Origin of the sequence: Robertmurraya sp. (genome assembly GCF_036676585.1) — a bacterium.
GTDB lineage: Bacteria > Bacillota > Bacilli > Bacillales > Cytobacillaceae > Robertmurraya_A.
The window spans coordinates 1-10,113 of the sequence record NZ_JAKFCQ010000119.1; the positions used below are offsets into that span (position 1 = coordinate 1).

General features: G+C 41.1%; 12 protein-coding genes. 1 reads left to right on the top strand and 11 read right to left on the bottom strand.

Features of this window, described 5'->3' with window-relative positions; genetic code table 11:
- From ACGLXV_RS16085 to ACGLXV_RS16135, 11 genes are all read right to left on the bottom strand, one after another.
- Window positions 1–215 (bottom strand): stage II sporulation protein R (locus ACGLXV_RS16085; RefSeq protein ID WP_391559468.1); only part of this gene is annotated, 215 nt, incomplete at its 3' end.
- Between the two features lie 303 nt (window positions 216–518).
- Window positions 519–1,379, bottom strand: coding sequence for a peptide chain release factor N(5)-glutamine methyltransferase (gene prmC, locus ACGLXV_RS16090; RefSeq protein WP_391559469.1), 861 nt, complete (start codon window positions 1,377–1,379; stop codon window positions 519–521).
- Window positions 1,372–2,445 carry a peptide chain release factor 1 gene (gene prfA / locus ACGLXV_RS16095; protein WP_119710266.1) on the bottom strand — a complete coding sequence of 358 codons (1,074 nt, stop codon included), beginning with the start codon at window positions 2,443–2,445 and terminating at the stop codon, window positions 1,372–1,374. The genes prmC and prfA overlap by 8 nt, the downstream gene beginning before the upstream one ends.
- Window positions 2,446–2,605: 160 nt before the next feature.
- On the bottom strand, window positions 2,606–3,040 hold the full coding sequence (locus ACGLXV_RS16100) for a lipoprotein (RefSeq protein ID WP_391559470.1): 435 nt from the start codon (window positions 3,038–3,040) through the stop codon (window positions 2,606–2,608).
- Window positions 3,041–3,148: 108 nt separating this feature from the next.
- A complete protein-coding gene (locus tag ACGLXV_RS16105) occupies window positions 3,149–3,769 on the bottom strand; it encodes a thymidine kinase (protein ID WP_391559471.1) in 621 nt (206 codons plus the stop codon).
- 145 nt (window positions 3,770–3,914) lie between these two features.
- On the bottom strand, window positions 3,915–4,124 hold the full coding sequence (gene rpmE / locus ACGLXV_RS16110) for a 50S ribosomal protein L31 (RefSeq protein ID WP_119710269.1): 210 nt from the start codon (window positions 4,122–4,124) through the stop codon (window positions 3,915–3,917).
- A gap of 129 nt (window positions 4,125–4,253) precedes the next feature.
- On the bottom strand, window positions 4,254–5,522 hold the full coding sequence (gene rho, locus ACGLXV_RS16115; protein WP_066056852.1) for a transcription termination factor Rho: 1,269 nt from the start codon (window positions 5,520–5,522) through the stop codon (window positions 4,254–4,256).
- 497 nt (window positions 5,523–6,019) lie between these two features.
- On the bottom strand, window positions 6,020–7,306 hold the full coding sequence (locus tag ACGLXV_RS16120; RefSeq protein ID WP_391559472.1) for a UDP-N-acetylglucosamine 1-carboxyvinyltransferase: 1,287 nt from the start codon (window positions 7,304–7,306) through the stop codon (window positions 6,020–6,022).
- 241 nt (window positions 7,307–7,547) lie between these two features.
- The gene (fsa, locus tag ACGLXV_RS16125; RefSeq protein ID WP_391559473.1) at window positions 7,548–8,195 is read right to left on the bottom strand and encodes a fructose-6-phosphate aldolase; all 648 of its coding nucleotides are present in this window, start codon (window positions 8,193–8,195) and stop codon (window positions 7,548–7,550) included.
- Between the two features lie 114 nt (window positions 8,196–8,309).
- Complete coding sequence (locus ACGLXV_RS16130) at window positions 8,310–9,167, bottom strand: class II fructose-bisphosphate aldolase (protein WP_119710272.1); 858 nt, start codon at window positions 9,165–9,167, stop codon at window positions 8,310–8,312.
- Window positions 9,168–9,407: 240 nt separating this feature from the next.
- Window positions 9,408–9,779, bottom strand: coding sequence for a response regulator (locus ACGLXV_RS16135; protein WP_119710273.1), 372 nt, complete (start codon window positions 9,777–9,779; stop codon window positions 9,408–9,410).
- A 206-nt stretch (window positions 9,780–9,985) separates the two neighbouring features.
- Here ACGLXV_RS16135 and ACGLXV_RS16140 point away from each other — a divergent pair.
- Window positions 9,986–10,113: DUF2529 family protein (locus ACGLXV_RS16140; RefSeq protein ID WP_391559474.1), on the top strand; the 128-nt coding region annotated here is incomplete at its 3' end.

Genomic DNA, 10,113 nt, shown 5'->3' on the forward strand with positions numbered 1-10,113 from the left:
TCTGTGATCGCTGCGTTTACTTCATCTCGAACTTCGCGCTTGAGCTCTTGGTCTACCTCTAAATCACTGTTTGCTAGAATTCGTAAGCGAATGGCCTCATTCGGGATGACAATCGCTTCGTTGGCTGTGACTTCATTTTTTGGTATGTATAAACTTAGTAATGTTCCTATGGATAATATGATTATATATAATTTCGCAAGTGTTTTTGTTTTCATTTACTAGCACCATCCCTTCACTATCAACAGTGTGGACAAGAGATGTTCATCTTAAACTAGTAAATTGAAAAAAATTAGTAGAACAACTAGGCTGTTGATTTCCGCTCCAGGCGCTTGCTTTCCGGGGGGCGGGCGGTGAGCCTCCTCGTCGCTTACGCTCCTGCGGGGTCTAACCTGTCCCGCTAATCCCCCAGGAGTCAAGCGCCTTCCGCTCCAATCAACAGAGTGTTTTTAATAGAGTTCTTTTTTTCATATAAAAAAACTCAACAGAAGTCATCCAACACCTGTTGAGTCATTTTCAAATTAAAATCCAATTTCCGCAAAAACCATTCGGTCTTTGCCGTTTATATCATATACGACCTGAACCACTGCAGTTGGGAATGTTTCTTGGAGCATTCCGCTAACTGCTTCTGACTGCCCGGCACCTATTTCAAAGCCAACTAATGCTTTATTTTTTACTACCTGAGGAAGTTCGTTCATAAAGCGGCGATACAAGTCCAGGCCGTCTTCTCCCGCAAATAAAGCTCGGTGTGGTTCATGCTCTGTCACAACGACCGACATCTCCTTCTCATCTCCAAGTGGAATATAAGGAGGATTCGAGAGAACCACGTCAAACTTCGTGTTTGACTCTATAAATGGCAAGAGCAGGTCTCCTTGTAAAAATTCAACCTTAGCTCCAAGCTCTTCTGCATTTTTTCGAGCAACCGTCAGAGAGGTCTCAGCAATATCAGTTGCTGTCACCCGTAAAGCGGGACGCTCAAGCTTCATTGTAATTGCGATCGCTCCGCTCCCGGTTCCGATATCAACAAGCTGAACCTGCTCCTCACCGAATAACCTCTTTATACGCTCCAATGAACCATAAACCAATTCTTCGGTTTCCGGTCTTGGAATCAACACCTCTTGATTAACGGAAAAACGACGACCGTAAAACTCTTCATAACCGATCATGTATTGAACAGGAATTCCTTCACCATGCTTTTTTACTGACTCAACAAAAGGCTCCCATATTGCTTCTTCGACCACATCATGTAAACTCGCCAAAAGGCTTGACCGTGACATATTCATATAATGCCGAAGCAATAATTCCCCCGCATTTTCGTCGCGGCCATGCTCCTTTAAAAAAGAAGAAGCCCAAGCGAGGGCTTCGAACACTTTTTTACTCATTAGATGCTTCTTCTAGCTTTCTTGATTGTTCTTCCACAATTAACGCTTCAAGCACTTCATCAAGCTTTCCTTGTAAAATTTGATCAAGCTTTTGAATCGTTAATCCGATGCGGTGGTCAGTCACACGGTTTTGCGGAAAGTTATACGTACGGATACGCTCAGAACGGTCACCTGTTCCAACCGCAGATTTACGAACTTGGTCGTACTCTGCTTGAGCTTCACGTTGGAATTTATCGTACACGCGGGCACGAAGTACCTTCATCGCTTTTTCCTTGTTCTTAATCTGTGACTTCTCATCCTGACACGAAACGACAACACCTGTAGGAATATGTGTTAAACGAACGGCTGACATCGTTGTATTAACGGACTGTCCACCCGCTCCACTTGATGCAAAGGTATCTGTACGAATATCTTTGTCATGAATCTCAACTTCTAGTTCTTCTGCTTCCGGTAAAACGGCAACAGTTGCTGTTGATGTATGAATACGTCCGCCTGATTCTGTTTCCGGAACACGCTGTACGCGGTGAGCACCATTTTCGAACTTAAGTTTCGAGAAAGCACTAGTGCCATTAATCATAAAAATGATTTCTTTGTAGCCACCAACGCCCGTAGTATTGGCATCCATCACTTCTGTTTTCCAACCTTGCGATTCCGCATATCTAGAGTACATGCGGTACAGGTCACCCGCGAATAAAGCAGCTTCATCTCCACCAGCGGCTCCGCGGATTTCCATGATAACGTTTTTGTCGTCGTTCGGATCCTTGGGAATCAACAAGATACGTAGACGCGCTTGAAGATCTTCCATACGGTCTTCTAATTCACTTAATTCTTCCTTTACCATTTCACGCATATCTGCATCGAGCTTTTCTTCAAGCATCGCTTTCGCGTCTTGAAGCTGCTCTTTTACATCTTTATACTCACGATACACTTCAACAGTTGCAGATAAATCTGACTGCTCCTTCGAGTACTCACGTAATTTTTTTGAATCATTCACGATCTCTGGGTCACTTAAAAGCTCGTTCAGTCTTTCATAGCGATCCTCTACTGATTGAAGACGATCAAACAAAGTCCTTCACCTCTTATATTAGTCACGCGTGGTTACACGCTAGTTATTCCGAATCAAAAAGCAAAATCTATAAGTGCTTAACATTTCTATTATAATATAGGTGAAACACCTCGTCAAAACCATCCTACCCATAGAAAAATAACATGCCCTTTGGGACATGTTATGAGCGGTCTTCTTTGACCTGTACTTCGATTTCATAACGTGGGACAGCCTTCACGAGCTTCTTGTGTAGTCGTGCTTCTGCATCCACTCGTTCCTGACGTGACATCTGCCCTTTTTTATAAGCCGTTACCCACAGGCAATTTCCATTCACCCAAATGGATCCTGCTTCGAACTCATCGGTAGCATTCACCGTTTCTCTTGCTTTATCAATATAACCATCATAATCAACTCGGCCACCATCCGTATTTAAAAAATTTGGATTTTGATCGCCTCGTTGCCACCCTCTTGACTGAGTATTGTCTTGCCCAGTATCTTTATTAGCAACAAACGACCTTCCCGCACGATCCTCCTGCTGATCAGACAAGCCCTTTGGATTATTGTTACAAGCTGATAAAACCAAAACCGCCAAAAGTATAATAAGCCATCTTTTCACTGTCAACACCTCCTATGGATAGTGTTGCAATTATCGGTGAAAATACTCTCGCTAATTATTTCCGGGTGAATCAAAAATCCACCCTGTACATAGGGTGGATACAATTATTTATAATTTCGACTGTGTAAAGTCCGCACGTTCAATTACGTTTGGTGACTTTGGAACTTCGTGGTGGTGGCGACAGCGCGGTTCGTATGCTTCTGAGGCACCTACCAGGATAATTGGGTCATCGTAAGAGGCTGGCTCGCCGTTAATTAGTCTTTGTGTTCGACTAGCAGGTGATCCACAAACCGCACAAACTGCTTGCAGCTTTGTTACTAGCTCTGCGATGGCCATTAATGCTGGCATGACGGTAAATGGCTCGCCACGGAAGTCTTGATCCAAGCCTGCAGCTACAACGCGATGGCCGCTATCAGCTAAGTGCTGAATGACTTTTACTACTTCGTCATCGAAAAATTGTACTTCATCAATGGCAATCAAATCGATTTCAGGATCAATATGCTGAAAAATCTCTGTTGAATGGGCGATTGGACGCGCAATAAACGATGTACCATTGTGAGAGACAACAGCTTCATCGCTGTATCTATTATCAATTTTCGGCTTAAAAACGGCAATTTTTTGTTTGGCAAACTGGGCTCTTCTTACGCGACGAATCAGTTCTTCCGACTTCCCAGAGAACATGCTGCCACAAATCACTTCTACCCAACCATGGTGCTTCATTACATACATAAACGGCCTCTCCTTCCGCTTCGCTCTCTATTTTAAAGTAGACAGTTTTTACGTAAATTATCCTTTCACTGTCTAACTATGTACGTTCATTTTCATAAAAAAACAGGCAAGGTCTGAAATCTTCTTGCCTGTTTCTTTTTTCTTATTAGTTTGTAGCTTTAATTCCGTATTTCTTGTTGAAACGGTCAACACGTCCGCCTGCTTCAGCAAACTTTTGACGTCCTGTGTAGAATGGATGACATTCTGAGCAAGTTTCGATACGAAGTTCTTTCTTTACTGAACCAGTTTCGAATGTGTTGCCACATGCACAAGATACCGTTACTTTTTTATAGTTAGGATGAATTCCTTCTCTCATTACCTTTCATCTCCTTTTGCCCTGAGTCGTTCGAAACAGAGTTATTCATACACACAAGGTGTAATGGAAAAACACACTGATGTTATTATAACAAGCAGGTATAGGTTTTGCAACATGGGATTTATTTCCCTATGAATTCCTTTTTGCTTTTATTTCTTCGTCAAGCTTAGCAAAGAACTCTTCATTTGACTTCGTTTGCTTCAGCTTACGTAAAAATTTATCCACAAAGTCAGGCGTATCGGACATTGATTTACGGATTGCCCATAGCTTATCCAGATGATCTTTCGGAATAAGTAGCTCTTCCTTACGAGTTCCCGAACGGCGGATGTCGATGGCAGGGAAAATACGGCGTTCAGCTAGACCACGATCCAGGTGAAGCTCCATATTACCGGTTCCTTTAAATTCTTCATAAATCACATCATCCATACGAGATCCTGTATCCACAAGCGCTGTAGCAAGGATGGTTAAGCTTCCACCTTCCTCAATGTTACGCGCTGCACCAAAGAATCGTTTCGGACGGTGAAATGCTGCAGGGTCAATCCCCCCTGATAACGTACGACCACTTGGAGGTATCACAAGATTGTACGCACGAGCGAGACGAGTAATACTGTCCATAAGGATAATTACATCGCGCTTATGCTCCACTAGACGCATCGCACGCTCTAGCACAAGCTCGGCCACTTTAATATGATTTTCAGGCACTTCGTCAAATGTTGAGCTAACCACATCGCCAGCAACCGAACGCTCGATGTCTGTTACCTCTTCCGGGCGTTCATCAATTAACAGAACAATCAGCTCTGCCTCAGGATGATTCGTCGTAATGCTATTGGCAATTTGCTTTAATAGCATCGTTTTCCCCGCTTTTGGAGGAGCAACGATCAATCCACGCTGACCAAAACCAACAGGAGAAATAAGATCCATAATTCTCGTACTCACATGCTTTGGTGACGTTTCAAGCTTCATTTGACGATCAGGATATAAAGGTGTTAACGCAGGGAAGTGAACACGTTCCTTTGCTGATTCCGGGTCATCACCGTTAACGGCACCAACCTGTAAAAGTCCAAAATAACGCTCGTTTTCCTTTGGTGGACGAACTTTACCAGATACTTTATCACCATTTCTGAGATCAAAACGTCTAATTTGTGAGGCTGAAATATAAATATCCTCTGAGCTTGGGGAGTAGTTGATAGGTCGTAGGAAACCGAAGCCTTCAGACTGTATGATTTCAAGGACACCTTCCATAAAGAAAAAGCCCTCTGATTCCGCACGTGCTTTTAAAATCGCAAAAATAAGTTCTTTTTTTGTTAGCTTGCTATAATAAGACACTTTAAAGGTCTTTGCTAGCTCATAAAGCTCTTTTAGCTTCATATTTTCCAGGCTTGAAATTGTTAATTCCATTAGTACACCACTCTTTTACAAAATGTTGTTCCACCACAAGCTTTATGAATTTGTTCGATAAAATGGATGGAAAGAATTGAATGTTTGAGGCTTTCTAGAAGTATAAGAAGAGATAGAGAAAGTTATATTCTATAAAGACAAGGCTTTTTTAATGTAAGCCTTTTTAAAAAACAATTTCTATTTTACCCTTTTTATTAATTATTAATCAACATTATTTTAATGGGAAGTTAGTAAGGAGGATAATAAGAAAAGCGCAAGCGCCCGTTTAGTGACGTATGGACTGGAGCGCTCTGACTGAGATAAAGGAAACACGGAGAGCGCTAGCGATCCGATGTTGACTTATCGTAGGGAAGAGAGCGAAGTACACTAGTCGCTGGGCGCTGGAGCTAGACATTGTTCAAAGTTCAATAATTTATACTTTCTTATCTTCTTATAAAAAAGGCAGACGAAAGCAGGTCTGCCTTCTTTCTATTTTTTCTTTATCTTTTGATAGGTTATTATACGTTTTTCAATTGTTCAAGCTCTTCTTTTGACATAGCTTCACGCCAGATAGTCGCACCAAGTCCATTTAATTTTTCTACAAGATGACTGTACCCACGGTCAATATGCTCAAGGCCCGTTACTTCTGTAACTCCCTCAGCCATCAACCCGGCAATCACTAAAGCAGCTCCCGCTCGTAAATCACTAGCCTTCACTTTGGCACCTTGCAGTTTGACAGGACCGTGAATAATCGCTGAGCGACCTTCCACTTTGATGTTTGCATTCATTCTTCTTAATTCATCAATATGCTTAAAGCGAGCTCCATAAATCGTATCCGTCACCATGCTTGTCCCAACAGCACTAGTTAACAACGAGGTTAGTGGCTGCTGCAGATCGGTTGGGAAACCTGGATAGACTAATGTTTTAATATCGACTGCTTTAAAGGATTCGGCTTTTCCTACAAATACTTGGTCATCGCTTGTTTCAATCGGGACACCCATTTCACGAAGCTTCGCAATTAACGACTCTAAGTGTTGAGGAATAATATTATCTATTAACAGCCCGTCTCCTACCGCTGCACCAAGAATTAAATACGTACCGGCCTCAATTCGGTCAGGAATAATCGTATGCTGGCAGCCATGAAGCTCGTCCACTCCGTCAATACGAATAACGTCTGTTCCTGCTCCTTTAATCTTCGCACCCATATTCGTAAGCAACGTAGCCACGTCAATGATTTCCGGCTCTTTTGCCGCATTCTCAATGATCGTACGCCCTTTCGCACGAACAGCCGCAAGCATAATATTGATGGTTGCACCAACGCTCACAACGTCTAAATAAATTCTTGCTCCGCGAAGCTCGTCCGCACGTAGATAGATCGCGCCTTGTTCATTGGTCACGGTCGCTCCTAGTGCTTCAAAACCTTTAATATGTTGGTCAATCGGTCTTGGTCCTAAATGACAGCCACCAGGCAATCCAATCACTGCCTTTTTAAAACGGCCAAGCATCGCACCCATTAAATAATAGCTTGCACGAAGTTTCTTAACCTTTCCGTTTGGCAAAGGCATAGAGATCATATCAGAAGGGTCCACCCACATTTCATTGTTTGTAAAAGTGACCTTCCCTCCAATTTCCTCGAGCAGTCCTTGTAAAATCTGAACATCGGAAATATCAGGTAATCCTTCAATCGTTACTGGTGAATCGGCTAAAATGGTCGCTGGAATGAGTGCGACTGCACTGTTTTTGGCACCACTTATACGAACGGTTCCCTTTAAAGGGTCTCCACCGGCAATCATCAGCTTATCCATCGTTGACTCCCTTCTAAGCCATATCATTCACACAGAATACGTGTTATATCTTGTACTGATTTGGCTCATCTTTTTTATTTTTCCATATATGCTTTTTCGAAAAATCTATACGAGGTATATTCTTCCACTAAAAAAATACAAAAAACGACATATACCACCCTTAATTTATAGTTTACACGAAATTTCAAACTTCATGTATGGAATTATAAAAAAGTTATAAATAGGAAAAATGTCCCACTTATTAATTCTCTCTATTTTTCCAATCTGCTAAAAAGGCTTCAATGCCTTTGTCTGTTAGTGGATGATTAAATAATTGCATAATCACTTTGTATGGTATTGTAGCAATATGCGCCCCGCGTAGAGCTGCTTCTGTCACGTGCTGCGGATGACGGATTGAAGCAGCAATAATTTCTGTTTCTAAACCATGAACCGCGAAAATATCTGCAATTGTTGTGATTAAATCGAGACCATTGTAACCGATATCATCTAATCGACCAACAAAAGGAGATACATATGTAGCCCCAGCTCTTGCTGCTAGCAATGCTTGGTTTGCACTAAAAATTAATGTTACGTTTGTCTTGATGCCTTCTTTAGAAAAAGTAGATACCGCTTTTAAACCTTCTGGTGTCATTGGTACTTTAATTGTAATATTTGGAGCAATGGCAGCTAGCTCGCGACCTTCACGAATCATACCTTCTGCATCAAGCGCGATGACTTCTGCACTAACCGAACCTGGAACTAATGCCGTAATCTCACGAAGACGGTCTTCAAATGAAACATTTTTTTCCTTTGCAACTAATGATGGATTTGTTGTAACCCCTGCAACAACTCCTAAAGAATACGCTTCTCTAATCTCATCCATGTTTGCTGTATCGATAAAAAATTTCACCTGTTCCACTCTCCCCATACAAAATTCGACTTTTTTTTTAAAATGACATCAATACAATTGAAACCGCCCTTTTCAAGAAAAGGCGGTTTCAACTTATGAAGCAAATAAATTCGATTACGCTCTACCTGAAGAACCGAATTCGCGCATTTTGCCGATAACTGTTTCTTTAATCGCATCGCGAGCTGGTCCTAAGTATTTACGTGGATCGTATTCATCTGGTTTCGCTGCTAACACTTCACGAACCGTTCTTGCAGAAGCAATTTGGTTCTCAGTATTTACATTAATTTTTGCTGTTCCAAAAGAGATTGACTTTTGGATGTCAGCTGTTGGGATTCCTGTTCCACCGTGTAGAACTAATGGTACACCAGTAGCTGCACCGATTTCTTCCATTTCTTTGAAGCCTAGGTTAGGTTCACCTTTGTAAGGACCGTGAACAGAACCAAGTGCTGGAGCCAAGCAATCGATACCAGTACGAGATACTAGTTCTTTACACTCTTGAACATCAGCATAGATAACACCTTCAGCAACAACATCATCCTCTTGTCCGCCAACTGTTCCAAGCTCAGCTTCAACAGATACACCTTTTGAATGAGCATACTCAACTACTTTAGTTGTAGTTTCGATATTCTCTTCGAAAGGATGGTGAGATGCATCGATCATTACTGATGTAAAACCAGCATCGATTGCTTCCTTACACTTATCAAAGCTTGAACCGTGGTCTAAGTGGATAGCCACAGGTACAGTGATTTTGTAATCTTCTAAAAGACCTTCTACCATTTTTACAACTGTTTTGAAGCCACCCATGTAACGAGCTGCACCTTCAGAAACCCCAAGGATTACTGGAGATTTTTCAGCTTCAGCCGCTTGTAAAATTGCTTGTGTGAACTCAAGGTTGTTCAAGTTGAATTGTCCTACTGCATACCCTTCAGCTTTTGCTTTCTTGAGCATGTCTGTCATAGATACTAAAGGCATTCTTCTTCCTCCTATTCATGATGACCTTTTATAGACAGGTTCCCTATTAGAGTTTTCCCTAAACAATTAACGTTATGTAATTTGAGATCCTGACTTTGATTGATCATCCGCTAAATTCATTTGTAATCATACCAAATAAAAAATAGAAATGCTATCAATCTTGGTCACTTTTATAGGATGTCATAAAATAGATGAAATGCAATCGCTACCATTTGTATATTTTGCCAAAATTTTTGAAGATCAACTATTTTTTACTGGTAAATACTTCTTAACTGCCGCACGAATATCATCAATATCAAATGGTTTTGCAAAATGAGTGAGCGCTCCAAGATCCTTCGCTTCCTGAATCATATCTAGCTCCCCATAGGCAGTCATAATGATGACACGAATATCTTTTTCAATGACTTTCATTCTTTTTAAAATTTCAATTCCGTCCATACCAGGAATTTTCATATCTAGTAAAACAAGGTCTGGCGGGTTTTTCGTCACGATTTCAAGTGCTTGTACTCCATTTGCCGCTTGAAATGTTTCGTAGCCTTCCTTTTGTAGCACTTCATTTAACAGAATTCTAATACCAAATTGGTCATCCACTATTAATATTTTGCCTTTCATGAAAAGCCACCTACTTTTTCTGGATTTTTATTTTTTGTATGTAAATAAACGATTAGGACTATCCACCTTCATGTAGTTCGATATACTACTTAATTTCTCCTGCAAACATTTTACATCAAAATCATATAAATTTTTACAGTTTGTGATTTTACCTTCCTTGTCCGTTTCTTTTATAATAAATGAAGATTACGATTTGGAGGCCTTTTATGTTAAAAATGTTCACAACCCAAATGACTGGATTATTTAAAAAAATCCAAGATAAAGAAGACCTTTCCATAGAGGATGGCGCAAGACTTCTTGCCCAAGCACTTATTGGAGATGGCCATATATTTAT

Excerpts from the sequence above, each read along its gene's own strand:
- prmC (WP_391559469.1), bottom strand. The coding sequence starts at position 1,379 with ATGAGTAAAAAAGTGTTCGAAGCCCTCGCTTGGGCTTCTTCTTTTTTA.
- ACGLXV_RS16105 (WP_391559471.1), bottom strand. The coding sequence starts at position 3,769 with ATGTATGTAATGAAGCACCATGGTTGGGTAGAAGTGATTTGTGGCAGC.
- rpmE (WP_119710269.1), bottom strand. The coding sequence starts at position 4,124 with ATGAGAGAAGGAATTCATCCTAACTATAAAAAAGTAACGGTATCTTGT.
- rho (WP_066056852.1), bottom strand. The coding sequence starts at position 5,522 with ATGGAATTAACAATTTCAAGCCTGGAAAATATGAAGCTAAAAGAGCTT.
- ACGLXV_RS16120 (WP_391559472.1), bottom strand. The coding sequence starts at position 7,306 with ATGGATAAGCTGATGATTGCCGGTGGAGACCCTTTAAAGGGAACCGTT.
- ACGLXV_RS16130 (WP_119710272.1), bottom strand. The coding sequence starts at position 9,167 with ATGCCTTTAGTATCTATGACAGACATGCTCAAGAAAGCAAAAGCTGAA.
- ACGLXV_RS16135 (WP_119710273.1), bottom strand. The coding sequence starts at position 9,779 with ATGAAAGGCAAAATATTAATAGTGGATGACCAATTTGGTATTAGAATT.